The 22,628-nt window shown below is 48.2% G+C and carries 25 protein-coding genes; 17 read left to right on the top strand and 8 right to left on the bottom strand.

Going from position 1 to position 22,628, the window contains the following annotated elements; genetic code table 11:
• The first annotated feature begins 73 nt into the window (after positions 1–73).
• From ACQY33_RS01475 to ACQY33_RS01465, 3 genes are all read left to right on the top strand, one after another.
• Positions 74–991 (top strand): ankyrin repeat domain-containing protein, encoded by a 918-nt coding sequence (locus ACQY33_RS01475; RefSeq protein WP_428073384.1) that lies wholly within the window; start codon positions 74–76, stop codon positions 989–991.
• A gap of 144 nt (positions 992–1,135) precedes the next feature.
• Positions 1,136–1,279 carry a hypothetical protein gene (locus tag ACQY33_RS01470; RefSeq protein ID WP_428073383.1) on the top strand — a complete coding sequence of 48 codons (144 nt, stop codon included), beginning with the start codon at positions 1,136–1,138 and terminating at the stop codon, positions 1,277–1,279.
• Positions 1,279–1,851, top strand: coding sequence for an outer membrane beta-barrel protein (locus ACQY33_RS01465; protein WP_428073382.1), 573 nt, complete (start codon positions 1,279–1,281; stop codon positions 1,849–1,851). Before ACQY33_RS01470 ends, ACQY33_RS01465 begins: the two co-directional genes overlap by 1 nt.
• 71 nt (positions 1,852–1,922) lie before the next feature.
• On the opposite strand, the gene speB is transcribed toward ACQY33_RS01465, so the two are convergent.
• Both speB and ACQY33_RS01455 read right to left on the bottom strand, forming a co-directional pair.
• On the bottom strand, positions 1,923–2,795 hold the full coding sequence (gene speB / locus ACQY33_RS01460; protein WP_428073381.1) for an agmatinase: 873 nt from the start codon (positions 2,793–2,795) through the stop codon (positions 1,923–1,925).
• 16 nt (positions 2,796–2,811) lie between these two features.
• Entirely contained in the window at positions 2,812–3,366 is a 555-nt protein-coding gene (locus tag ACQY33_RS01455; protein WP_428073380.1) for a pyruvoyl-dependent arginine decarboxylase, read from the bottom strand.
• 157 nt (positions 3,367–3,523) lie between these two features.
• On the opposite strand from ACQY33_RS01455, the gene ACQY33_RS01450 reads away from it, so the two are divergent.
• From ACQY33_RS01450 to ACQY33_RS01430, 5 genes are read left to right on the top strand one after another with little or no spacing between them, the layout of a single operon-like run.
• Entirely contained in the window at positions 3,524–5,572 is a 2,049-nt protein-coding gene (locus ACQY33_RS01450; RefSeq protein ID WP_428073379.1) for a M3 family metallopeptidase, read from the top strand.
• An 8-nt stretch (positions 5,573–5,580) separates the two neighbouring features.
• Positions 5,581–6,423 carry a pantothenate kinase gene (locus tag ACQY33_RS01445; protein ID WP_428073378.1) on the top strand — a complete coding sequence of 281 codons (843 nt, stop codon included), beginning with the start codon at positions 5,581–5,583 and terminating at the stop codon, positions 6,421–6,423.
• The gene (locus ACQY33_RS01440) at positions 6,420–7,235 is read left to right on the top strand and encodes a phytoene/squalene synthase family protein (RefSeq protein WP_428073377.1); all 816 of its coding nucleotides are present in this window, start codon (positions 6,420–6,422) and stop codon (positions 7,233–7,235) included. Before ACQY33_RS01445 ends, ACQY33_RS01440 begins: the two co-directional genes overlap by 4 nt.
• Entirely contained in the window at positions 7,213–8,547 is a 1,335-nt protein-coding gene (locus tag ACQY33_RS01435) for a tetratricopeptide repeat protein (RefSeq protein ID WP_428073376.1), read from the top strand. The genes ACQY33_RS01440 and ACQY33_RS01435 overlap by 23 nt, the downstream gene beginning before the upstream one ends.
• A gap of 49 nt (positions 8,548–8,596) precedes the next feature.
• Positions 8,597–9,637, top strand: a complete 1,041-nt coding sequence (locus ACQY33_RS01430; protein WP_428073375.1) for a hypothetical protein — start codon at positions 8,597–8,599, stop codon at positions 9,635–9,637.
• 77 nt (positions 9,638–9,714) lie between these two features.
• Here the strand turns inward: ACQY33_RS01430 and ligA are convergent, their stop codons facing one another.
• Both ligA and nusB read right to left on the bottom strand, forming a co-directional pair.
• A complete protein-coding gene (gene ligA, locus ACQY33_RS01425) occupies positions 9,715–11,709 on the bottom strand; it encodes an NAD-dependent DNA ligase LigA (RefSeq protein ID WP_428073374.1) in 1,995 nt (664 codons plus the stop codon).
• Positions 11,710–11,714: 5 nt separating this feature from the next.
• Positions 11,715–12,125, bottom strand: a complete 411-nt coding sequence (nusB, locus tag ACQY33_RS01420; protein ID WP_428073373.1) for a transcription antitermination factor NusB — start codon at positions 12,123–12,125, stop codon at positions 11,715–11,717.
• 114 nt (positions 12,126–12,239) lie between these two features.
• Between nusB and ACQY33_RS01415 the strand changes: the two genes are divergently transcribed.
• The 4 genes from ACQY33_RS01415 to rplT all read left to right on the top strand — a co-directional run bounded on the left by ACQY33_RS01415 (position 12,240) and on the right by rplT (position 13,949).
• A complete protein-coding gene (locus tag ACQY33_RS01415; RefSeq protein WP_428073372.1) occupies positions 12,240–12,653 on the top strand; it encodes a hypothetical protein in 414 nt (137 codons plus the stop codon).
• A gap of 79 nt (positions 12,654–12,732) precedes the next feature.
• The gene (gene infC / locus ACQY33_RS01410) at positions 12,733–13,278 is read left to right on the top strand and encodes a translation initiation factor IF-3 (RefSeq protein ID WP_428073371.1); all 546 of its coding nucleotides are present in this window, start codon (positions 12,733–12,735) and stop codon (positions 13,276–13,278) included.
• Between the two features lie 99 nt (positions 13,279–13,377).
• Complete coding sequence (gene rpmI, locus ACQY33_RS01405) at positions 13,378–13,584, top strand: 50S ribosomal protein L35 (RefSeq protein ID WP_428073370.1); 207 nt, start codon at positions 13,378–13,380, stop codon at positions 13,582–13,584.
• Between the two features lie 11 nt (positions 13,585–13,595).
• Positions 13,596–13,949 (top strand): 50S ribosomal protein L20, encoded by a 354-nt coding sequence (rplT, locus tag ACQY33_RS01400; protein ID WP_428073369.1) that lies wholly within the window; start codon positions 13,596–13,598, stop codon positions 13,947–13,949.
• A gap of 186 nt (positions 13,950–14,135) precedes the next feature.
• On the opposite strand, the gene ACQY33_RS01395 is transcribed toward rplT, so the two are convergent.
• The 3 genes from ACQY33_RS01395 to ACQY33_RS01385 are packed head-to-tail and all read right to left on the bottom strand — an operon-like array spanning position 14,136 to position 16,380.
• Positions 14,136–14,837: a hypothetical protein gene (locus ACQY33_RS01395; RefSeq protein WP_428073368.1), complete on the bottom strand. Its 702-nt coding sequence runs from the start codon at positions 14,835–14,837 to the stop codon at positions 14,136–14,138.
• A gap of 30 nt (positions 14,838–14,867) precedes the next feature.
• Positions 14,868–15,536, bottom strand: a complete 669-nt coding sequence (locus ACQY33_RS01390) for a hypothetical protein (RefSeq protein ID WP_428073367.1) — start codon at positions 15,534–15,536, stop codon at positions 14,868–14,870.
• Positions 15,537–15,567: 31 nt separating this feature from the next.
• Positions 15,568–16,380 (bottom strand): TatD family hydrolase, encoded by an 813-nt coding sequence (locus ACQY33_RS01385; protein WP_428073366.1) that lies wholly within the window; start codon positions 16,378–16,380, stop codon positions 15,568–15,570.
• 214 nt (positions 16,381–16,594) lie between these two features.
• Here ACQY33_RS01385 and hrcA point away from each other — a divergent pair, with 214 nt between their 5' ends.
• The 4 genes from hrcA to ACQY33_RS01365 all read left to right on the top strand — a co-directional run bounded on the left by hrcA (position 16,595) and on the right by ACQY33_RS01365 (position 20,731).
• Positions 16,595–17,692 (top strand): heat-inducible transcriptional repressor HrcA, encoded by a 1,098-nt coding sequence (hrcA, locus tag ACQY33_RS01380; protein WP_428073365.1) that lies wholly within the window; start codon positions 16,595–16,597, stop codon positions 17,690–17,692.
• Complete coding sequence (locus tag ACQY33_RS01375; protein ID WP_428073364.1) at positions 17,685–18,257, top strand: nucleotide exchange factor GrpE; 573 nt, start codon at positions 17,685–17,687, stop codon at positions 18,255–18,257. The genes hrcA and ACQY33_RS01375 overlap by 8 nt, the downstream gene beginning before the upstream one ends.
• 36 nt (positions 18,258–18,293) lie before the next feature.
• A complete protein-coding gene (dnaK, locus tag ACQY33_RS01370; protein WP_428073363.1) occupies positions 18,294–20,168 on the top strand; it encodes a molecular chaperone DnaK in 1,875 nt (624 codons plus the stop codon).
• 86 nt (positions 20,169–20,254) lie between these two features.
• Positions 20,255–20,731 carry a type IV pilin protein gene (locus tag ACQY33_RS01365; RefSeq protein ID WP_428073362.1) on the top strand — a complete coding sequence of 159 codons (477 nt, stop codon included), beginning with the start codon at positions 20,255–20,257 and terminating at the stop codon, positions 20,729–20,731.
• Positions 20,732–20,833: 102 nt separating this feature from the next.
• On the opposite strand, the gene ACQY33_RS01360 is transcribed toward ACQY33_RS01365, so the two are convergent.
• Positions 20,834–21,403, bottom strand: coding sequence for a YdeI/OmpD-associated family protein (locus ACQY33_RS01360; RefSeq protein WP_428073361.1), 570 nt, complete (start codon positions 21,401–21,403; stop codon positions 20,834–20,836).
• Between the two features lie 92 nt (positions 21,404–21,495).
• On the opposite strand from ACQY33_RS01360, the gene dnaJ reads away from it, so the two are divergent.
• The gene (gene dnaJ / locus ACQY33_RS01355; protein ID WP_428073360.1) at positions 21,496–22,605 is read left to right on the top strand and encodes a molecular chaperone DnaJ; all 1,110 of its coding nucleotides are present in this window, start codon (positions 21,496–21,498) and stop codon (positions 22,603–22,605) included.
• Positions 22,606–22,628: the final 23 nt, after the last annotated feature.

The following is a 22,628-nucleotide window of genomic DNA, read 5'->3' as shown; positions in this document are numbered from 1 at the left end:
ATTTAATCCCGCCGTATGGCGGGATTTTTGTTAATTGCCAAAGGGTTTTGAGTTTGGTAGGATAATAACATCTATGAAAAAAGATAAAAATTTTTATATTGTAATTGTTTGTTTGTTTTTAAGTTTGGGATTTGGCTGCGGAAAAACGGATACTCCTATGCAGAAAAATCCGAAAGCGGCCTCTGCGTCCGAAGAGAAAAAAGTCGTGCTGTCTTTGCATGAGGCCGCCATAGACGGCAATACCCTTTCTATGCAAATGTTGCTGGAACAAGGAGCGGACCCGCGCGGGCTTAATGAGGACGGCTACTCCCCGTTGGAAGTGGCTTTACAGGTAAATAATGACCGCAGTGTGAAATTCCTGTTGCAAAACGGCGCCAGTGGTAAAGATTTAGGGAAAGACGGGCGCCCGCTGTGGGTAGCTTATGCCGGAAGTATGACTCCGGAGTTGGTGCGTTTTATGATGCCGGGAGATGCTTCCGCCGAGGAAGTTTATCAGGCTTTGTCCGGCGCTATTGCATATAATCCAAAAAGTTTGGCCATAGAATATATCTTAAGCAAAGCACAAAGTTTTCCGGATTTTTCTTCCCGGTGTTTTTGGCCTGCGGCCTTGGTCAGCAAAAACCAAACGGAGGTGGATTCTTTGCTTATCCGCAATATTTTGCCTATTGACGGCTGCCCAGGTACAGAGCAAGACGCGCCTTTATTGGCGGCCGTAAAGCAAGGGAATGAAAAACTGGCCGCCAGCCTGCTTTTATTAGGGGCAAATGTCACCACGCGGGATAAAGCTGGATACACCGCTTCTTATTATGCTTTAAAGGCCGGATTTAAAGAATTGGCGGAAAAACTGGTGGCGGAAGAAGAAAGAATCCGGGTAGAGGAATATGCCGCGGTGCTGGCTCGTAAAAAAGCGGCGGCAAAGCGGCGCGCCGGAAGAGGGGATTGTTTTATCCGCAGGGAAGACGGCTCAGTGGAGCCCTGCCCCTCCTTGTGATTTTAAACCCGTCTATGAAGACGGGTTTTTGTTTGCAGGAAAAAAGAATAAAAGTACTCTTCTTTTTGTAATAGGAAGAACGCTGCCGTGGCTTGCTGTTTCTTTAGCAGGCGTTACGGCGCGAGAGTGATACGGAGATAAATGATGAAAAAACAACTAGCAATCACCCTGGTACTGGGTATAGTAAGCGTATGGGCACCTCCCATACAGGCGCAGGCAATAGCCGCTCCCAAACAGGCGGTAAGCATTTTTTTGGAGGAGCCGTTGCCTTGGGTCATTCTGGGCTGATGGAGAAAGAGGTAGACCCTGACTCCGATGGTAATGATGCTTTGGATTGGGGCTCTTTAGCCGGATCTTATGGGCTGCAATACATTTATCGGGTTCATGACCGCTGGTCTTTTGGCTTGGAATATAATGGCAATAATTTTGACGATGCCCTTCAGAGCCGAGGAATTCTGTTCCCGCCGTTTGGCTGGTGGGAGAGAGATATAGAAAGCCGCATGAACGTACATAATATGTTGGCGGTGGGCCGTTTTACTTTTAACCCGCAAAGCAGGGTGCGTTTTTATGTTCCGTTTGGGGCGGGTGTGGCGCGCAGCAAAGGGACGCTGGAAGTAAGCGAAACGAATTTGGTGTCGTCGCAATATCTGCATAGCAAAACAACCGCTATGGATACGTCTTTTGCCTATTACCTGGGTTTAGGTATGGAAAAGCAGTTTGCCAGCCATTGGGCTTGGGGATTGGAAATGCGTTACCAAGGTTTTTGGTTTGATAACGGCGGATATAATTTGGCGGGAGTATCCGGCAAGAAGCGTCACGGATATATTTCCGGTTTATTTAAACTGTCCTATTTATTTTGAAACAAGGATTATAAACAGCCTTATATGCAAAAGACCCCGCCTAAAAGCGGGGTCTTTCGCATAAAACGGCTTTATTTTTTTAACGCCAAGTAACCCATTAAACGGTAAATGAGTTTAGCCGCGTTAAATTCGGTAATGGTGTCTGCCTTTCTTTGGCAGGCTTCCACCACGTCTACCGCTACAATTTTTTTATGTTTTATTACTTCGCGGAACAGGTCCAACGCTTCATACCACATAAAACCGCCGGGCTGAGGCGTACCCGTAGCCGGGATGACGGACGGGTCAAACCCGTCTACGTCTATGGTGATATAGACCGTATCCGTTAATTTTTTTAGCACTTGGGGAATTAATTTTTTAATATCACGGTGTTCGTGCATTAAAAAAGTGGTTACTTTGCCCGCGTTGCAGTATTGTTTTTCTTCGCTGGCAACGGAGCGTATCCCCACTTGCACCACAGGCACCTGGCGGCTGGCCGGGTATAACGCGCAGGCGTGGCTTTTGGGTGTGCCTTCAAAGGTTTCCCGCAAGTCGGCGTGGGCATCAAAGTGCAAAATGCTCAGGTTTTTGTATTTTTCAATATACGGCTGGGCCAATGCCTGGGTAACGGTATGTTCCCCGCCGATATAAAAAGGAACGGCTTTATATTGCATTAAGTTGCGCACCGTTTTATCAATGTGTTTAAAAACCGTATTGGTGGAACCTTTGCAATTTACCGCAGGGCAGGTATGAATACCCAATTCCCAAGTTTCGGTTTTGGTTTCTTCGTCCCAAAGCTCAATTTGGGTGGAGGCTTCAATAATGGCTGCGGGGCCTTTGGCGGTGCCGTGCCCGTAGCAGACCGTTTTCTCAAACGGTACGGGCACTACCGCAAATTTACAAAGGGGCAGAGAGCTGTTTTTGCTCTCTAGCCCCATAAACTTATCGGTTTGTACGTTATCGCTCACAATGTTACCGGTGATATTATTTCACAAATACGGCAGCCGCGACGACGGTGGTCCACATTCCTTCCACGCAGATGGCGGATTGGGTAATGTTGGTGGTGCGGACGATTTTGCCGCTCATGCGCCAGATTTCTTCTTTCTGGTCCCAGGTGGTATTGTTGTCAAACTCAATACCCAAAGTGGTGGAAAGCATAAGGGCGGCCAAATCTTCGGCGTAATCGCCGGCTTGTTTGTCCGTCTCGCCAAAGCTGTGGTGTTCCGATATATAACCGTGGGTTTTTTGCCCTTCTTTCGGAATAGCCAGCCCGACGGACGCGGAAATTAAGCGGCGGTATTCGTTGCTTGTGTTTCTGCTGATTACGCAATGCAGAATTTGGCCCGGGCGCAATTCTTTAAGGCCTTTTGTAACAGGCACCGTTTTGCAGCCGGGAGGGAAAATGCTGGAAACAGGCACCAAGTTAAAGCTGGCGATTTTGGCGTCTCTCAACGCTTCTTCAAAGCTGGCCAGTTTTTCTTTGTGTCTGCCGATTCCTTTGGTAAGGAATATCTCTTTGGGTACAAAAGCTTCGTACATTTTTATTTTTTCCACTAATTCCTATTGTGAATTAATATAATATTAATTATAACAAATAAAAAAAGGAAAATCCTTTCTTTACCGTTATAACCGGGTACGGATTTTTCTTATTTTTCAAACGGTTCCAAAACCGATACAATAAGTGTAATATATTCCAATGAAAAAAACAAAAATAATTTTACTGGTTTTATTGGTCTGGGCGGTGCCCATGGGAGCGATGTGTATGGAAAGCATGTTTAGAAACGGCGTTTTACATTTTGACTATAAAAAAGAAGACCTGGCCCCGGCCGAAGCGGCCGCCCGCGTCCAACTGGAAAAAGACCTGGCGGCCCTCATTGCCATCCCCGCCGCGCAGCGCACGTTTGAAAATACCATTTTAGGCTATGAAAAAGCTTTTGACCGTTACGGCGAAGCCTTGGGGATGAGCGGATTTCTTTCCTATGTCTCCACGGATAAGGAATTTAGAGACGCGGCCCTGGCCCTTCAAATGCAAATCAGCCAATATATGGTGGACGTAGCCACCCGGCGCGACGTGTACCGCGCTATCCGCGAATACACGGACACCAACCCCAAGCTGGAAGGGGAAGAAGCCAAGCTGGTTAAGGATATGCTTATTGGTTTTAAAAACAGCGGTATGGATTTAAATGACAAAGATTTGGAAACGTTCAAGGCACTTAATAAACAAAAAGCCGAATACATTATGAAGTTTGACAAAAACGTGCAGGAATACAAAGACCCGCTGCCCGTTACGCGCGAGGAGTTAAACGGGCTGGGAGAAGATTATATCGGCAAGCTGGAAAAAACACCCGACGGCAAATACCTAGTTACCCTGGATTACCCGGATTACGTTCCTTTCATGCTTAACGCCGATGACGAACCGGCCCGCAAAGCGTTGGAATTTAAATACAACCGCCGCGGCGGGGAAGAAAATATTGCGCTGTTGGAAGACACCGTTACCCTGCGCCGCAAAATAGCCAAACTGTTGGGTTACAAAACCCACGCCCACGCCAAGTTGGAAAACCGCATGGCCAAAAACCCGGAAACGGTATTTGCTTTTTTGAAAGATTTGGAAAAGAAATTAAAACCCATGGCCAAGCAAGAAGACAAAGAACTTATTGCTTATAAAAACGCCAAAACCGGTACCAAAAACAAAACCTTGGCCGCTTGGGAAAGCGGATATTGGAGCAACAAATACCGCAAAGAATATTTAGAGCTGGACAGCGAAAAGATAAAAGAGTATTTCCCTTCCCAAGTAGTGATAGACGGCATGCTGGAACTTTTTGGCACGGTGTTTGGCATCGCTTTTGAGCCGGTGGATATCCCTACTTGGCACCCGGACGTAAAAGCCTTTAAAATTGTAGACGCGCAAAGCAAAGAATTACTGGCGTATTTTTATATGGATTTATACCCGCGCGAAGGCAAATACAAGCACGCCGCCTGTTTTGATTTGGTTTCCGGCGAGCTGAAAGAAGACGGCACTTACCAACCCCCGTTTGTGGCTATTGTGGCCAATATGAACAAGCCGTCCAAAGAGACGCCTTCTCTTTTAAAACACGGCGAAGTGGAAACCTTGTTTCACGAGTTTGGACACGTGCTGCACAACGCGTTGACCAAGGCCAAATATTCCGCTTTGTCCGGCACCAATGTCAGTTGGGATTTTGTGGAAGTGCCCAGCCAAATGCTGGAGCGCTGGGCGTGGGACCCCTCCGTCTTAAAATCCATCAGCAAACACTATAAAACAGGGGAGCCTCTTCCGGATGATTTAATTAAACGCATGCTGAACGCCAAAAACTACGGTGCCGGCGGACAGTACTTGCGGCAGAACTTTTTTGCCCAATACGATATGACGCTGCACACCCGCGCCAAAACGCCGGATTCCACCAAACTGTATTTTTCTTTAACTAAAAAAATACGCGGCGGAGCGCTGCCGCTTACCCCGGGCACTATTCCCCAGGCGTCTTTCGGGCATTTAATGGGCGGGTATGACGCCGGGTATTACGGGTATTTGTGGTCTGAAGTGATTGCGGAAGATTTTTTTGGTGAGTTTGCCAAAGCCGGTCTTCGCAATCCGGAAATCGGGCGGAAATTCCGCAAAGAAATTTTAGAGCGCGGCGGCACGCTGGATGAAGAGGAAATGGTGGAAAATTTCTTAGGGCGCCAAGCTTCTAACGAGCCGTTTCTTAAATCCATTGGGCTTAGCAAATAGGAGATTTTATGAGCGTTGTAATTGGTATAGACGTAGGCGGTTCCACCACTAAAATTGTAGGTTACCGCGCGGACGGGAAGCTGGTTTCCATGCAAAAAGTGGAAGCGGCTGACCCGCTTACCTCCGCCTATGGAGCGCTGGGCAAGTTTATTAATGAAAACAATTTATCTTTAAAAGACGTAACCCAAATCATTTTAACCGGGGTGGGCTCCTCTCTGTTTAAAAAAGACATTTACGGCATTCCCACTTCCGGCGTGGATGAGTTTGCCGCCATTGGTTTAGGGGGGCTGGCTTTGTCCGGCAAGAAAGAAGGGCTCATCGTCAGCATGGGTACCGGTACGGCTTTTGTGCGCGCCGGCAAAGAAGGCATTGTCCATATCGGCGGCAGCGGCGTGGGCGGCGGCACGGTGCTGGGATTGTGCGGCAAAATGTGCGGGGCCAGTTCTTTTCGCACGGTGGTGGAAATGAGCCAAGGGGGAAAACTCTCCCACGTGGATTTAAATATAGAAGACATCAGCAAAGGCGTTATTCCCACGCTTCCTCCGGAGACCACCGCTTCCAATTTTGGCAAAATGGAAGACGGCGCCACCCCGCAGGACATTACGCTGGGTATTTTAAACATGACGTTTCAAACCATTGGCATGATGGCGGTTTTCGCCTGCCGAAATGACGCGGTAAAAGACGTTATCTTAACGGGAACCTTGTCTCAAGTTCCTTATGCCAAGCGTGTGTTTGACGCTTTGCAAAAAATGCACAAAGTAAATTTTATTATTCCTAAAAACGCTATTTACGCCACGGCAACCGGGGCGGCCTTGTCTTTTTTGCAAAAAAAGGAAAAAAATAAAAAATGAAAGCAGATGCCAACGCATATAAAAAATCCAGCTTTGGGCCGGCGTTTTTGTTCTTAAACAAAAAACAACGCCAGGCGTTGGCTGTATATTATGCGTTTTGCCGTTTAATGGACGATATCGCCGACGAACCAAACGTGCCGGACCCGCAGGGCCAGCTTCTTTTTTGGCGGGAAGAAATCGCCCGCGTATATGAGGGGAATCCCCAAACCCCGTTAGGGCAGTCTTTAACGGGACTGGTAAAGGATTTTGATATCCCTTCGGACCGGTTTTTGTTGCTTATAGACGGCATGGAGGCGGATTTGCAAGGCCGCCGCTACGCCACGTTTAAAGATTTAGAGTGGTATTTATACCGTGTAGCCGTGGTGGTGGGTTTGGCTACGTTAGATATTTTAGGCCTGAAAGGGGAGAAGGCGCAAACTCTTTCCTTGGCGCTTGGGGCGGCCGTGCAAACCACCAATATTGTGCGTGATGTGCGCGAAGACGCTCTTGCCGGGCGCGTTTATTTGCCGGCGGATATGCTGGCGGAAGAAGGCCTTACTTTTCAAGACGTGCTGGAAAACACCAAACAGCAGCAAATGGCCGGTGTGCTGGCAAAAATGGCGGGGATATCCCGCGGGCTGTACAGCCGGGCGGGCGACGCTTTGGCCGGGTGCGCTTGGCGTGTGGCGTTGCCTTGCCGCATTATGGGCTGGGTATACCGGGCAAATCTTGCTAAAATAGAAAAAACGGGCTTTATCTTTCAACATAAAATAAAATTAACCCGTATGGAAAAATTGACCAACATTGTATATGCATTATTTAGAAATTTATAAAAAAATCTCTTGTTGTTCGTTGTGCGCCCTGCTTGCGGCCAGCGTTTACGCCGCGGAGTGGGACGAGTGCATGGAACAAGGTAAAAAACAGTTTTCCGCGCAGAATTATTCATTGGCGCAGGATACTTTTGCCCGTTGTATTAAATTGGATAAAACCAAGCCGGACGCGGAACTTTCCCTGGCGGGGGTACTGCTTACGCAGGAAGATTTGGGCGGGGCGGAGAAGCATTTTCGTTCCGCGTTGAAAAAGATGAAACGCAACTCTCCCTATTTATCATACACCTATTCCATGTTGGGGGATATCGCGTTAAAACGCCAAAAATATGAAGAGGCGCTGAAATTATACGATCAATCCCTCACTTATAACGCGGCTAATGTAAACTCTTTGGTAGGCAAAGGGGTTATTACGGAGTATCAAGGGGATAAACTGGGTGCTTCTGACGCGTACCGTTCCGCCTTAGCGGTGGAGCCGCTTAATTTAGTGGCCCGGAAACGTTTAATCAATTTGGAGCCGTATTATTTAACGGACGCGGAAATGCTGGACGCGCTGAAACAGCGTTATGCCGTGGCGCCGGATAAAAAAGAATTAGATGAAAAAGACAAAGAGCTTTTTTCTCAAATTCACCGCGCGGAGCAGTTGCAGGGTGTCGCTTATTTAAAAAGCAAACACAGCAAGCTTCCTCCCGGTTATGTGGTGGAGTTGTACCGGGACAGCGAATTTTCGCGTGAAGTGCTTACCCTGACCGGCTATAAAGCGCTGCAAAAACAGTTAGGGCAGGACGCCGTTTCCGCTTTTCAAAAAGCAGGGGTGCCGGTGCGGGACGTTTTTGAATTGCGTGATATGCGCGGCAATAAAATTTTTAACCAAGACTCTACGCTTACGGACAGCGGATTTTTTGTATTTTCCGAGGCGCTTCAACGCCGCAAAGCGTTTCTGCTCCCCAGCGAGGCCGTCCCTCCCACCAAAGAACATTTGCAAAAAGTGCAGCGGCAAGTACAAGATTTACAGCGTGCCGGATATATGGAAATATCCCGTTCGGACTTAAAAAATATTGAAAATAAAACAAAATGCTCTTTAGATACTTTGCGCAAAAAAATGGGTGTATATGTGCTGCCTGTTACCAAAAACAATTTGCGTTATTTTATTTTAACCCGTTCCAACGAGGATAAAAAAACCATACCGTACTATTATTTTATGGAAGCGCAGTCCCGCCGCAATCCACGGGTTCAGGTGCCGCAGAATTCTTTAGTGGAAATGTATAAGCTGTATGACTACTCCGTCTGTTCTGACGACGGCGAACTATGGGAATAATTCTTTTTGCAGGTTTACACACCGCCGCATGACGCGGCGGTGTATTTTTATGAAAGCAATGCATTTCTTGTTTTTAGGGTGGTTTCTTTGCATGGGGGGTGTTTCCTTCGCACAGGAGTGGCAGGGGATATTGCAAAAAACTGCCGCCAAAGCCGCCCGTAGCCATGCGGGGCCGCGGTCGGAACAACTGTTGCGGCAAGTGGAAAAATCTTTACAAAAAAACAAACACGCTTGGCTGCACCGCGCTTATCAAGAACAAGCGGATTTGGTTGAAGATTTTATGGGTAAAGACTGCGGCCCGTGGCTTGCCGGCTGGGTGCGCCAAAGCAACCGTTTGGCTATAAGCCGCCGCTTGTTTAAAGAAAAAATATCCCGCCGTTTGCTTCAACGTAAACAGCCTGTTTTGGAAAATACACTTAATTTGCCTTTGGGGCGTGCGGCGGATTGGGCGAAACAAATTCCTTCCCAGGCAAATATTATTTTTATAGGGGAATATCATCTTCCCAAAGTCCAAATACAAGCAGCCTCTTTGTTGAAAGCGTACCAGCAGATGTATCCTAACCGGCAGGTTATTTTGCTGACGGAATTCGCTTCGGATTCTTATCCACGCTTTTTGTCTGTAAGAGAGAAAGAAGAAAATGCTTATTTGGAAAAGTTTTTTTCTCTGTTTCCTAAAAGAAGCATTAAAACCGCCGGTTTAGAGGAAAAAGCCTGCATGAATACGCAAGTAACAAATTTTTCCGGCACACATATCAGCAGCAGCGTGCTGGGGGTTGCCGTGCGCAACGCGCATTGGCTAAAACGCATTTATAAATGGCGGGCTCAATATCCGGATGCCGTTTTCTTTGTGTATACCGGGGGCGGGCATTGCATGCTGGATGAGCTGTTTTCCCTCGCGCGGCATTTTTCCCCGCAGGAAAGTTTTGTTATTTCTTTTTTGGTGGCGGGGTACAAACAAGAAGTTTCCCAGCAGGAAATGTTTCACGCCTTTACAGACTGGCGTTTTTATAAACCGGGAGTATTGTTGTGGAAAAACCGCCTGAAGGGGCGTTACGCCGGATTTGATATGCAAATTATTTTAAAAAAATAAATGCGGAAGTAAACCAAAACCCCGGGTAAAATCCCCGGGGTTTTTAAAACGTGTTAGGCTTTTGTCTGCCGGAAAAATTATTTCCCGGCGGCGGCAATCAGGTCTAAAAACTCTTGTTCCGTAAGTACGGCAACGCCCAGTTCCTGCGCTTTTTTTAATTTGCTGCCGGCATCCGCCCCGGCCACCACATACGCCGTTTTTTTAGATACGCTGCCGCTGGTTTTACCGCCGTATTCTTTGGCTTTTAATTCGGCTTGGGCGCGCGTCATGGTGGTTAGTTCCCCGGTAAACACTAAGGTTTTCCCCTCAAAAATATTGGCGGAAATTTGCTTTTGGGGTTGGGTAAAATTCAGCCCCGCTTGGCGCAGTTCTTCTAGTTGTTGACAGGCTTTAGGGTCCCGCATAAAATCATACACGCTTTTGGAAACGGCTTGCCCCACTTCCGGTATAGCCTGTAATTCTTCCAAAGAGGCGTTCATTAACGCGTCCAGCGTGCGGAAACGGTCCGCCAGCAGTTCGGCCGTTTTGGCCCCTACAAACGCAATGCCCACGGCAAATAACAGCCGGGCCAATGTGCGGTGTTTGCTGGCTTCAATGGCGTCCAAGAGGTTTTGGGCTTTTTTGTCTTTAAAATTTTCTAAACTTAGCAAATGCAGAAAAGTTAAACGGTAGATATCCGTAAAGTTTGTGATGTATTTTCTTTCTAAAAGTTGGTCTACGACGTTTTCTCCCAGCCCTTCAATATCCATGGCGCCGCGGGAGGCAAAATGCAAAATGCGCGCGCGTATTTGCGCGGGGCAGGCGGGGTTGACGCAATAGTAGCCTACTTCGGCTTCTTCTTTGTATACCATGCCGCCGCAGGAAGGGCATTGCGCGGGAGGAAGAACCTCTTTTGTCCCCATAGACCGGGCCACTTTGATTACTTTGGGGATTACTTCCCCGGCGCGTTCTATGATTACTTGGTCCCCCACGCGTACGCCTAGGCGTTTTATCTCATCAAAATTATGCAGCGTGGCGTTGGAAATAATCACCCCCGCGCAAGGCACGGGTTCCAATTCCGCCACCGGGGTGATAATGCCGCTTCTGCCTACGGAAAAAACAATATCCTTTACCGTTGTGGTGGCTTGCTCCGCCGGGTATTTGAATGCAATGGCCCAGCGTGGGCTTTTGGCCGTATTGCCCAGCACGCGCTGCCATTCAAAAGAATCCACCTTTACCACCAGCCCGTCTACGTCAAAAGGCAGGTTGTGGCGTGTGTCGTTAAATTGGTTGTAAAAAGAAATGACTTCTTCTAAGGATGATGTTTCCAGCCGCACAGGCCCTACCGCAAACCCCCATTGGCGGCACAGGCGGATAAACCCGCTGAAGCTGTCCGCGGCGATGTCTCCAGCGCCAAAGGAGTGGGCAAAAAATTTAAGCGGGCGTTGAGCGGTAATGGAAGAGTCTTTCTGCCGCAGAGATCCTGCCGCCGCGTTGCGCGTATTGGCAAAAATATTTTCCCCCAGCAGGCGTTGTTTTTCATTTAAGCTTTGCAAATCTTTTTTTTCTAAGTAAATTTCCCCGCGTATTTCCAAGGGGGCGGAGGGTGCATGGTTGAGTGTATGGGGAATGTCTTTTACCGTCAGCACGTTGGGGGTGATGTCTTCCCCGGTTTTGCCGTCCCCGCGGCTGGCGGCGGTAACCAATTGCCCGTTTTGATACGTAAGGGAACAGGAAATGCCGTCTATTTTGGCCTCTACCACCATTTTAAAATCCGCGCGTCCCAGCAGTTTTGCGGCGCGGGCGTGCCATTCCCGTATATCATCTGCCGAATAAGAATTATCCAAAGACATCATGGGCACGGCATGCACAACCGGGGAGAATAGTCCGCTGGCTTTGCCGCCAACGCGCTGAGTGGGGGAATTTTTGGTGCGAAACTGAGGGTATTTGTTTTCTAAATCTTTCAGCTGTTTGTAAAGTTCGTCATATTGCGTATCGGACAGGATAGGGTTGTCCAAATTATAATAAAGGTTATTATGATAATTGACCAGCTTTTTAAGCCGTTCAATTTCTTCTTTGGGGTTAAATTCCATATCCGTTATTTACGCTCTTTTTTTAATTGGTCTAGCAGACCATTGATAAACTTGCTGGAATTTTCGGTAGAGTATTTTTTGGCCAGTTCTATGGCTTCGTCTATAATGGCGGGTACAGGGGTTTTTTCCGGGCTGAAAACCATTTCATACGTGGCCATGCGCAGGATGGAACGGTCCACCGCGGACATGCGGGCAACCGTCCAGTTTTTAGCATAGGCGGATACCATTTTGTCTATTTGCGGCAAATGGGATAATGTTCCCTTTACCAAATCTTCACAGAAGGGATAACAGTCCGCCAGTTCTTTTCGGTAATCTTGAGCGTAATCCAACACATCGTCTATATCCAATTCTTTCAGGCTGTCCGCGTAATAAAGGGATTGTAAAGCGTTTTCTCTGGCTGTTCTTCTGTTGCTCATAGCAGTCCACCTTCAAAATTATAAATGATCTTGTGTAAATTTTAGCAAATTTAACGCTTTTGCGTCCTGTATAAAAAGGTTATTGCGCGCGGTGTATTTTGCTACAATATTTTTATGAAGAAATTATTCTTGTTAACCTCTGTTTTTATGTTGACCGCCTGCGGCGCCACCGCCCCGCGAACCGGGGCCGACCGGGACGCGCAAGGCTGTATCGCCTCCGCCGGATATACCTGGAGCTCTGTGGCCGGGGACTGCCTGCGTTTGTGGGAAGCGGGCGTGCGTTTGCAAAACGCGCAAGATGAAAAAGCCACAGCTTCCGCTTTTGTCATTATCTCTGCGGACGGATCCCTTACAGAGCTGTTTTTGCCGCAGGGGGAACCCGTGGTATTAAACCGCACGCTTACGCCGGACGGCCCTATCTGGAAAAAAGCGGACCTGCGCCTGGAACGTATGCCGGACGGATGGTTTTTGTACCAGGGGGATCTGCTTATCTACCAAGCGGGCAACCCGCCGGGCTCCTCTCGTTGACAGGGATAAAAGGAAGTTGATATAATAAAAAGGTCCCCTGATGAGGGGGGACATTTTTGTGCACAATAAAGATAATTAAATGGCCAGATACGATATTAAAAGAGAATTTAAAAAAGATTTATACAGAAGAAACCAGAATATTCGCGTGCCGGAAGTTAGACTGATTGATTCTGACGGCACCATGATTGGAATTAAACCGGTGGCGGAAGCCATCGCTCTGGCAAAAGAACAAGAGCTTGACTTGGTGGAAATTTCACCCAACGCCGAGCCTCCTGTTTGTAAAATACTGGATTACAACAAGTATGTTTACGAACAAGGGAAAAAGTCCAAAGACGCCAAGAAAAAGCAGGCTAAAGTAACGCTGAAGGAATTGCGTATTAAATCCCGCATCGCGGCGCATGATTTGGACGTCAAACTAAGACAAATAGAAGAGTTCCTGCGCAAGAAAGACATGGTGCGCCTGACGGTTGTTTTCCACGGGCGTGAAAACCAGCATAAAGACTTGGGCATGCAGTTGTTAAACGACGCGGCCAAACGTTTGGAACCTTTAGGCAATGTAGACGGAGGGCTGCAGTCCCAAGGCAACCGGATGTCTATGACCTTTGTCCCCAAGACCGAAAAATAAATTTTCAGGTTCTTTTGGAGCAGTATTGCGTGCGGGGCGTGTCGGCTCCTGGCGCAAGCAGTAAGTCAAAAAGAACCATTTAAAACGAGAGGTAATACAATGCCAAAACTCAAAAACCACAGCGGCGCGAAAAAGAGATTTCGCATCACCGCCACGGGTAAATATCAACATCGCAAAGCCGGCAGAAAACACTTGCTTACGCCTGTTTCTGCCTCCAGAAAGCATGATATGAGAGCGACCGGTGTCATCACGCCCGAGTCCGCCAAAGGGAAGACCTTGCAAAAGTATCTTCCCGTTGCCAAATAAGAGGTTAGAACATGAGAATTAAATTCAGCGTCGCAAGACATGCCAGAAAGAAAAAAGTTTTGAAACGCGCCAGCGGTTATTATGGGGACAAATCCCGCCGCTTACGCATGGCCACCCAACAGCTGGACAAATCTTACGTCCATGCTTATGTGGACCGCAAGGACAAAAAACACACCTACCGCCAGATGTGGATTACCCGCATCAACGCGGCTGTGCGTGAAGAAGGTCTTTCCTATTCCAAATTCATTTGCGGCTTAGCCAAAGCCAATATTACGCTTAACCGCAAAATGTTGTCTGAAATGGCTATTAAAGACCCGGTGTCCTTCAAAAAATTGGTTGATGTGGTAAAAGCCGCCGCCAATTAAGTTTCTTTTAAAGGCACAAAACCCCCGCCTAAAGCGGGGGTTTTTTGTTGGGGTAAATACTAAAAACTGCGGGGTTTGCGTCGTGGATTTGCTGAGTTTTAGAACGATGTATAAAACCTATGGAGGGCAAAGGGCGGCGCCCTCTAAACAAAAGCCGGAGGAAATCCTCCGGCGGTGTAAAAATTATCAGATGTATTTTTGGAGGATTTGTTTTAGTTTGGCTTCGTATTCGGTATGAATCTTTTGCAAAGATTTTTCAAACAAAGCCCAGTTTTCGTCGGTTTGCGCGGCGTTAACCGCTTTTTGTTCCGCCTGCGCGGCGGCTTGTTTTACTTGTTCTTCGGCTTGGGCCCCAAACTGAAGACGCACATCTTTTGCCGTATCCTGGTAATTAAGTCTCATTTCTCTTAGGCGTATGCGGGCGCTTCGCAGCTGGCGCGGGGTGAAATGCGGGTTAGTGATTTCCGGAGGAAATTCTTGCGTGATTTGTATAAAAGGTTTTGTGTTGTCGGCAGGCGAAAAAGCAGCGTTTTCTTTGTTTAAAGATTTTGCCTCTGTTTGTACGTCTTTTATTGCCGCGTCCACCCAGTCTTTAAACAGGCTGGTTTCTTTGGGCAAGTCCGGTTGTTCGTGCCAAGACGCAGTTTCAACGTTTGATGCCCCTGCCAGCTGGCTTAATATTTTTTGTACCTGCTGGTATTGGGGGGATTGTAAGTCTTGCGCTCCAATCTGTTTTAGCAGTTTGGCATCCGAGGGAGAGGGTTGGTTTTGTTTTTGTACAAAGGCAAATTGCCCGATCAGCGGAGTAATCCTTTTTAAATTTTGGGATACCAGCGTCATTACAATCATCACCGCCAACAGCATAACAATTAACTGTCCTGTTCTCATGAATATTTTCCCCGGCGTGTCTGCGCTTAACTAACTGTTTAGCTTGTGTTGGTATTTTGCCAATATTTTTTGGAACTGGGTTTTATGTTGTTGCAGGATGATATTTTGTTGTTGTTGGTATTGCTTTAATGTCTTGGCCTGCAAGCTGACTTTTTCCAGTTTCTTTTCCGTACGGGTGTTTAATAAAATCACTTCATCCCGGGCGGCATTTCCCATTAAGCGCTGCACGTCTCCCAGGGCTTGTTGATTGGTGTTTTTAATAAAATCAATGCTCTGTTGCATGGCACGCTGGTCTTTCTCGGAAGCCAGTCCTTTAAACTCTGGGGTTTCCCTCTCAATAGAAATCTCCATAAACTGCTGCGGCTGCGGTTTGGGCTTTGCGGCGGCGCGTTGGGTGTTTTTTGCAGGGGCCGCATTCGGCTCCGTGCGTGGTTCCAAAGCATTGCCGGCGGGAAGACTTTGCATCCCCTGTAACCAGGGTATATTTTCCTCCGCTCCTTGCGGCATATTTAAAATATCTAAATTTTTATGCGCCTTGGCGCCGTATTGCATGGCCCCCATTAACATCATCATACCGTAAGGGGTGGTCATTAATTTTTGGGCTTGTCCGGCCCAAAAAGAAACTACTTTGTCTCTTGTTTCGCAGCCTCCCAGCAATAACAGGGCGGGCAGTAAAAGTATAAAATGTTTTTTGCTCATAGAAATCCTCTTCTAGGCAATATAACAAATTTTAAGGCAAGTCGTACAATGCTTTTGCGTTGCGGGTGGTTATTTCGGCCAGCTGCGCAAGCGAGATATTTAAATAATCCGCTACAAAAGTGGCAATTAACGGGATATTAGAAGGGTCGTTTCTTTGTCCGCGTTTGCCTTGGGGGGAAAGGTAGGGGCAGTCCGTCTCCAAAATAATTTTGTCCGCTCCGGCTTTTTTTACCGCCTCGCGGATGTATTCATTTTTTTTATAAGAAAAACAACCGTTTATCCCTAGCAGCATGCCCATATCCAGGGCGCGTTTTGCCTCTTCATACCGGGCGCAAAAACAATGCAGCACGCCGGGAAAAGCGGCGTTTGCGGCGGGCTTCCAGTTGTGTTTTAACAGGCGGAAAGTATCCTCATAGGCAGAGTAATCTTCTCCTTCCCTGCGTACATGTAAAACCAGCGGTTTTTGTACTTGGTTTGCCAGTTCCAGCATTTGGATAAACGTGTTTTGTTGCAGGTCTTTGGGGCTGATGTCTTGACAGGTATAATCCAACCCTATTTCTCCCACGGCTTTGTTGCGTTTGTCCGGCAATAAAGCGGCTAATTGCCGCAGCCCGTCAGGAGTTAGTTGGGGGGCGTATTCCGGGTGAACGCCCAAGACGGCGCGCACCAGTTGGGGGTAGGCGTCACACAGGGCTAAAGCGGGTTGCCATTCGTCCGGCGCGCAGCCTATTTCCACGCTGTGTATAACGCCGGCCTGGGGCAGTGTTTGGGATAACAAGGTTTGGCGGTCTGCGTCAAAGGCCGGGTCATTGATGTGTGCATGGGAATCAATAAAAAGGTTCATATATATTATTCTAGCTTTTTGCGGCCTAGTATAAAAAGAGCGTTGTTTTTGGCGCCAGCTCTTTCTATCCTGTAAGGGTAGTTTATGTTCTTTGAAAAGGGATTCAAAACTAGCAGTCTAAAAAAGGGGTTGACAAAAATAAAATAATTGATTATAATTTTAGCAGTGGATAGTAAAGAGTGCTAAAATAAAAGCTGGTTTACCTCAGAGAATTATGAGAATACTTAAACCCGAAGTTGCCAAAGAGCGTAAAGAAAAAATCCTGCGTTGGGTGGTCCAGCAGTATGTGGAAACCCGCCGGCCGGTCGGTTCGCAAATGATAGCGGACAGTGCCTTGCCGGATGTTTCCAGCGCCACCATTCGCAATATATTAAAGGATTTGGAAGACGAGGGCTTTTTGTACCAGCCGCATACTTCGGGGGGGCGTATTCCCACGGATAAAGCCTACCGGTATTATGTGGATTATCTGACCAGCGTGCAGAAAATGGCCGCGCAGGAACGCCAGCAGATAGAACGCCAATATGACCAGCGTGTAAACGAGGTGGACAACGTGATGGTGCAAACTTCCCGCCTGCTGGCCATGTTATCGGGCGCGGCGGGGTTTGTGTACGCCAGCAACGTCAAAGACCAGTGTGTGCGGCGGTTGGACTTTATCCCGCTTGCCCCGGGGGTGGTGCTGGCGGTGCTGGTAACGGAATCCGGCATGGTGAGGCATTGGCCGGTACGTTTTGGGTATATATTGGCGCCTAACCGCCTGCGCATGTTAAGCCATTTTATCAATGCGGAAATAGCCGGTTTGCCTTTGGGGCAGGCCCAGCGGGTATTATGGCAGTATATTAATTCCGGCCATAAAGAAATTGCGGACGTGGCGGATTTGGCCGTACAGGTTTTAAAAGATATGGAACGCCCGCAGGCCAGCGCGGATGAATTGTATGTGGAAGGTTTTGGCCGCCTGCTGGAGAATACCAGTTCAGACGATTATGAAGATTTGAAACAAATGATGAGAGTGGTGGAAGAACGCGAGCGGTTTTCCTCTTTATTATGCGAGAAGATGACCGATATGCAGAAATCCAACCAGAAGTTAAACGTAAGCATCGGCAGTGAGAACGAACTGAAAGAGTTAAAAAACTTAAGTATTGTTTCTTCTGCCTATCAAGTGGGGGATAAAACAGTGGGCATGCTGGGCATTATAGGCCCCAAGCACATGGAGTACACCCGGGTGATGAGCCTGGTGAATTTCATAGGAAATTTGCTGGAAGCGACCATACGCAACTGGAACGCGCTGCCCGCTAAAGAAGACGATTATGAGTAAAAAAAACCGCAGTCAAGCAGAACAAGAAGAAACCCTTGAGCAGCCGCAGGCCCCGCAGGCCCAAGCGCAAAAAGGGCCCCTGCCCGAGCAGGAGCAATCCCACCCGGACGGCCGTCCGGACTATTATGAACAATTTGTGCGTTTAAGCGCGGATTTTGACAACTACCGCAAACGCACGGAGCGAGAAAAGGCTTCCTTTTTAGCCTACGGAAAAAAACAATTTGCAGAAAAACTGCTCCCGGCGTATGAAGTAATGCTGCGCGAGCGCGAGAAAATGGACAAAGCCCCTAAAGGGGAGGAGTTGACGGGGGAAGCAAAAAGCTTGCGCGACGGCATGCGCCTGATTCTAAGCGAGCTGGAAAAAGCCTTCACGGCAGAAGGCATAACCCGCATGGATGTGTTAGACAAGCCTTATGACCCCAACACCCAAGAAGTAGTGGCCATGATTCCGTCTTCTGCGGAACAAGCCGGTTTGGTGTTGCAGGAAGTGCAAATGGGCTTTATGATGGACGGCAATGTATTGCGCCCGGCGCGCGTCATTGTCGGACAAGAATCGGAAGATTAATCATTTTTTAACAGAAACAGTAAGGAGAAATTAAGTATGGCAAAGATTATTGGTATTGATTTAGGAACTTCCAACACGGCTGCTGCCGTTATGGAAGGCGGCCGCGGGACCATTATCCCGTCCGCCGAGGGAAGCTCTATCGGGGGGAAAGCTTTTCCGTCTTATGTGGCTTTTACCAAAGACGGGCAGCGTTTGGTGGGTGAACCCGCCCGCCGCCAGGCCATTGCCAACCCGGAAGGGACGGTAACCGCCTTTAAACGCAAAATGGGGGAAAACTTCAAATACAACTTGCGCGGGCAGGAATTCACCCCGCAGCAGTTGTCCGCCTTTGTGTTGCAGAAAGTGAAAAAAGACGCGGAAGCCTTTTTGGGCGAACCGGTTGAGAAAGCGGTTATCACCGTACCCGCTTATTTTAACGACAACCAGCGCCAAGCCACCAAAGACGCAGGCCGTATTGCCGGGTTGGACGTGGTCCGCTTGGTAAACGAACCGACCGCCGCCGCCTTGGCTTTTGGTATTGATAAAGCCGGCAAAGAACAAAAAATCTTGGTGTTTGACTTGGGCGGAGGCACTTTGGACGTAACCATTATGGAAATGGGCAAAGAAGGCACGTTTGACGTGTTGGCTACGTCCGGCGATACGCAGCTGGGCGGTACGGATATGGATAACGCCATTATCGCCTGGATGGTGGACGAATTCCGCAAGCAGACCGGTATTGATTTGTCTAACGACAAACAAGCCGCTCAACGCTTAAAAGACGCGGCCGAAAAAGCCAAAATTGAGCTTTCCACCACCATGGAAACGGACATCAACCTGCCGTTTATCTCTGCGGATGCCAACGGCCCCAAACACTTGGAGCTTAAACTTTCCCGCGCCAAACTGGAAAGCTTGGTGGATGAGATTGTAAAACGCTGCGGCAAATCCGTTAATCAAGCCTTGTCTGACGCCAATTTAACGGCTTCCCAGATTGACCGCATTATCTTGGTAGGCGGCCCCACCCGTATGCCGATTGTGCAAAAATATGTGGAAGATTTGGTAGGCAAAAAAATTGAACGCGGTATTGACCCCATGGAATGCGTGGCCATTGGCGCGGCGGTACAAGCCGGTATTTTGACCGGTGAAGTAAAAGACGTGCTTTTGTTGGACGTTACCCCTCTTTCCTTAGGGTTGGAAACGTTGGGCGGCGTATGCACCCGGTTAATTGAGCGCAACACCACGATACCGGTGCGCAAGACGCAAATTTTCTCCACCGCGTCTGACAATCAGCCGGCGGTAACCATTAACGTCTTGCAGGGGGAACGCCCCATGGCCAAAGACAACGTGCCTTTGGGCAAGTTTGACCTGGACGGCATTCCGCCCGCTCCGCGCGGCGTACCGCAGATTGAGGTAACCTTTGATATTGATGCCAACGGTATTTTGAACGTTTCCGCCAAAGACTTGGGTACCAATAAAGAACAGCATATCACCATCAGCTCTCCCAACAAGCTGAGCGATGCGGAAGTGGAAAAGTTCGTAAAAGACGCGGAAAAATTTGCCGATGAAGACAAAAAACACAAAGAAGTCATTGAGGCTAAAAACCAGGGAGACAGCGTGCTCTATCAGACTGAAAAAGCACTGAAAGAATACGGGGATAAAGTCTCCCAAGATGACCGCCTGGCTATTGACCGCGCTTTGAGCGACTTGCGCGACGCGCTGAAAGGCGAAGACGCCGCCAAGATGAAAGCCGCTACGGACGCCGCCTTGCAGGCCAGCCAAAAACTGGGTGAAGCGATGTACAAATCCCAGCAGGCTCAGGCCGGCGCCCAGGCGGGCGCCCAACAGGCGGGCCCTCAGCCGGGGCCTGACGCCCAACAGGCGGGTGCCAACGCCGGTAAGGACGATGTGGTAGAAGCCGAAGTGGTTGACAAATAAGTTTGGGTGGTAAATCACCAAAGGGGCAGGTAAAAACCTGCCCCTTTTTTTGTTTTTATTATATAATACTGGGTATTGGAGGATTTATGAAACAAGGTTTTACATTAATAGAATTATTGGTAGTAGTTTTAATTATTGGCATTTTGGCTTCTATTGCTGTTCCTCAGTATGAGAAAGCGGTTCTCCGCTCACGCTTTTCCGGCGCGCAGCAGGTGGCGGAAAGCATAAGAAAAGCACAAGAAATTTATTTTGTCGCAAATAACCAATACACTCCCGATACGGAAAATTTAGATTATGATTACCAAGGCTCTTGTACGGGTGCCGATATATTGCAGTGTGATAACCATTTTTATATTGATAATTTGGAAAACGCCGGCCTGGACCAAGACAGCTGGAATGTAAAAATATACCATTGTCCCGGGGCGTCTTCTTGGGAGGCGTGCCGTGTAAACTCTAACTTTATTTACTCTATGTGGCTGGACCAGTCTTCCCACCCCGGCTTGCGGGAATGCCAAGGCATTACCCAAGAAGGCAGAGACTTTTGTTTAATGCTTGAGGAGTAAAATTCATTTTATTTGTTTGTGCCCCCGCTTAAAAAGCGGGGTTTTTTATTTTCAGGGAAGGGGGATTCAGCCCGCTGATTGGCAAGTGTTTTAGGTATGTGATTAATATATATCCGGACTGTCTTTGAAAGGGCCGTATCGCTTCCCGGCCCGGGTTTGTTTTATAAAATGCTCCAGCGTTTTTTTGTATAGCGCGGGGCGGTTCATACGGCGGATTATATAATCCAGGCGTATGCGCTGGTAATGCGAAGGAAATGCGCAAAAGTGCTTCCAAACCCGCGTATCTTTTTTAAGTTCTTGTAACAAAAGGGGCGGAATAGCAAAGGTATTAGGGTTTAAATCCGGCAGCGTTTTTAACCCGGCAGGGGTCATCATCCCTTTATTTAGCGCCAAACGGGCAAGATGTTTATTTAATTCACTCCAAGAACTAACAGCAGAACGAGGAGTCCAGCGTTGGCAGGAAAATTTTTCGTTAAACTTGCGTCGTTGTCCATCAATCCAACCAAAACAAATGGCTTCTTGCACGGCGTCCGGGTAGGCTATGCCGGGCAGGCCGGTGTTTTTATGCGGATAGAGAAGCCAAATCTCCTTTTTATTTTGATGATTTTGGCTAAGCCATAAATGCCAGGCTTCTCTTGTATGGGGATAAAAAGTTTCCGTAATGGGAGGCATAACGGTATTATAACAAACCGTTATGCCAGCGCAGCAATGCGTGCAGGAGGGGGCTAAATTTCATAAAATATACATAAGAAGGTTTTTACTGTATGCCTACCGCTATGAAAGAAGATTACTATAAAATTTTAAATGTAGAAAGAACGGCAACGGAAGTGGAAATAAAATCGGCCTTCCGCCGCCAAGCCATGAAATACCACCCGGACCGCAACCCCGGGGATAAACAGGCTGAAGAACAATTTAAAAAAGTAAATGAGGCTTTTTCCGTTTTGTCTGACCCGCAAAAACGCCAGATGTATGACCAATACGGTCACGAGGGCGTTTCCGGCGCGGGCGGGTTTAACGGCTTTAACGCCGGCGGCTTTGCCGACATTAACGATATTTTCGGTTCCGTGTTTGGGGATATTTTCGGCGGCGGTTTCGGCCGCCGTGCGGGCAAGCCCCGGGCCCAGCGCGGGGAAGATTTAAAAGTAGATGTGGAGGTTTCTTTAGAGGAAGCCTTTAGCGGAAAAGAGGAAGAAGTTTCCTACACCCGCTTAGACACTTGCTCCGTCTGCCACGGTACCGGCGCGCAGGAAGGAAGCGCGCGCAAAACCTGCCGTTCCTGCGGGGGCAGCGGTACGGTAACCTATTCCCAGGGTTTTATTTCCATGCGCCAAACCTGTCCGGATTGCAACGGCACCGGAACCGTGATAGAAAAACCCTGCTTAAAATGCCATGGCAGCGGCGCGGAGCGGGTGAAAGAGAAACTGACGGTTAAAATCCCTTCCGGCGTACGCACGGGTATTACGCTTCGCGTGGCAAACGGCGGCAACATCGGCACCAACGGCGGCGGTTTTGGGGATTTGTATGTAGAGGTGCGTGTAAAACCGCATAAAATTTTCCGCCGGGAAGGCGATGATTTAATCATAGACGCACCCATTACGTATCCGCAGGCCGTTTTGGGCGGAAGCATTAAAGTGCCCACCATTGAAGGCAAAGAATTGGAAGTGGATATCCCCAAAGGAACCCAATTTGGGGAAGTGCTTAAAATGCAGGGCAACGGCATGCCGCGCCTGGGCAAAAAAGGCTTTGGGGATTTATTGGTAAACGTAAAGATAGAAGTGATTAAAAAACCCACAGCCAAACAGAAAGAACTTTTGGAACAGCTGGCTAAAGAAACCGGCGGCAAAAAAAGTTTCTTTCAAGAGCTGTTTTCTTAAATTGCATTGATTCATAACCGCCC

This window comes from Candidatus Avelusimicrobium aviculae (genome assembly GCF_949292495.1).
Taxonomy (GTDB): Bacteria; Elusimicrobiota; Elusimicrobia; order Elusimicrobiales; family Elusimicrobiaceae; genus Avelusimicrobium; species Avelusimicrobium aviculae.
This window is presented reverse-complemented; position numbering and strand designations above follow the sequence as displayed.

What these genes read in the sequence shown, in the direction of transcription:
- ACQY33_RS01430 (WP_428073375.1), top strand. Translation starts at nt 8,597, where the DNA reads ATGAAAGCAATGCATTTCTTGTTTTTAGGGTGGTTTCTTTGCATGGGG.
- dnaJ (WP_428073360.1), top strand. Translation starts at nt 21,496, where the DNA reads ATGCCTACCGCTATGAAAGAAGATTACTATAAAATTTTAAATGTAGAA.
- ACQY33_RS01445 (WP_428073378.1), top strand. Translation starts at nt 5,581, where the DNA reads ATGAGCGTTGTAATTGGTATAGACGTAGGCGGTTCCACCACTAAAATT.
- rpmI (WP_428073370.1), top strand. Translation starts at nt 13,378, where the DNA reads ATGCCAAAACTCAAAAACCACAGCGGCGCGAAAAAGAGATTTCGCATC.
- ACQY33_RS01465 (WP_428073382.1), top strand. Translation starts at nt 1,279, where the DNA reads ATGGAGAAAGAGGTAGACCCTGACTCCGATGGTAATGATGCTTTGGAT.
- ACQY33_RS01365 (WP_428073362.1), top strand. Translation starts at nt 20,255, where the DNA reads ATGAAACAAGGTTTTACATTAATAGAATTATTGGTAGTAGTTTTAATT.
- ACQY33_RS01440 (WP_428073377.1), top strand. Translation starts at nt 6,420, where the DNA reads ATGAAAGCAGATGCCAACGCATATAAAAAATCCAGCTTTGGGCCGGCG.
- ligA (WP_428073374.1), bottom strand. Translation starts at nt 11,709, where the DNA reads ATGGAATTTAACCCCAAAGAAGAAATTGAACGGCTTAAAAAGCTGGTC.
- infC (WP_428073371.1), top strand. Translation starts at nt 12,733, where the DNA reads ATGGCCAGATACGATATTAAAAGAGAATTTAAAAAAGATTTATACAGA.
- ACQY33_RS01475 (WP_428073384.1), top strand. Translation starts at nt 74, where the DNA reads ATGAAAAAAGATAAAAATTTTTATATTGTAATTGTTTGTTTGTTTTTA.
- nusB (WP_428073373.1), bottom strand. Translation starts at nt 12,125, where the DNA reads ATGAGCAACAGAAGAACAGCCAGAGAAAACGCTTTACAATCCCTTTAT.
- ACQY33_RS01375 (WP_428073364.1), top strand. Translation starts at nt 17,685, where the DNA reads ATGAGTAAAAAAAACCGCAGTCAAGCAGAACAAGAAGAAACCCTTGAG.
- rplT (WP_428073369.1), top strand. Translation starts at nt 13,596, where the DNA reads ATGAGAATTAAATTCAGCGTCGCAAGACATGCCAGAAAGAAAAAAGTT.
- ACQY33_RS01395 (WP_428073368.1), bottom strand. Translation starts at nt 14,837, where the DNA reads ATGAGAACAGGACAGTTAATTGTTATGCTGTTGGCGGTGATGATTGTA.
- ACQY33_RS01390 (WP_428073367.1), bottom strand. Translation starts at nt 15,536, where the DNA reads ATGAGCAAAAAACATTTTATACTTTTACTGCCCGCCCTGTTATTGCTG.
- ACQY33_RS01450 (WP_428073379.1), top strand. Translation starts at nt 3,524, where the DNA reads ATGAAAAAAACAAAAATAATTTTACTGGTTTTATTGGTCTGGGCGGTG.
- dnaK (WP_428073363.1), top strand. Translation starts at nt 18,294, where the DNA reads ATGGCAAAGATTATTGGTATTGATTTAGGAACTTCCAACACGGCTGCT.
- ACQY33_RS01360 (WP_428073361.1), bottom strand. Translation starts at nt 21,403, where the DNA reads ATGCCTCCCATTACGGAAACTTTTTATCCCCATACAAGAGAAGCCTGG.
- ACQY33_RS01470 (WP_428073383.1), top strand. Translation starts at nt 1,136, where the DNA reads ATGAAAAAACAACTAGCAATCACCCTGGTACTGGGTATAGTAAGCGTA.
- ACQY33_RS01415 (WP_428073372.1), top strand. Translation starts at nt 12,240, where the DNA reads ATGAAGAAATTATTCTTGTTAACCTCTGTTTTTATGTTGACCGCCTGC.
- hrcA (WP_428073365.1), top strand. Translation starts at nt 16,595, where the DNA reads ATGAGAATACTTAAACCCGAAGTTGCCAAAGAGCGTAAAGAAAAAATC.
- ACQY33_RS01455 (WP_428073380.1), bottom strand. Translation starts at nt 3,366, where the DNA reads ATGTACGAAGCTTTTGTACCCAAAGAGATATTCCTTACCAAAGGAATC.
- ACQY33_RS01435 (WP_428073376.1), top strand. Translation starts at nt 7,213, where the DNA reads ATGCATTATTTAGAAATTTATAAAAAAATCTCTTGTTGTTCGTTGTGC.
- ACQY33_RS01385 (WP_428073366.1), bottom strand. Translation starts at nt 16,380, where the DNA reads ATGAACCTTTTTATTGATTCCCATGCACACATCAATGACCCGGCCTTT.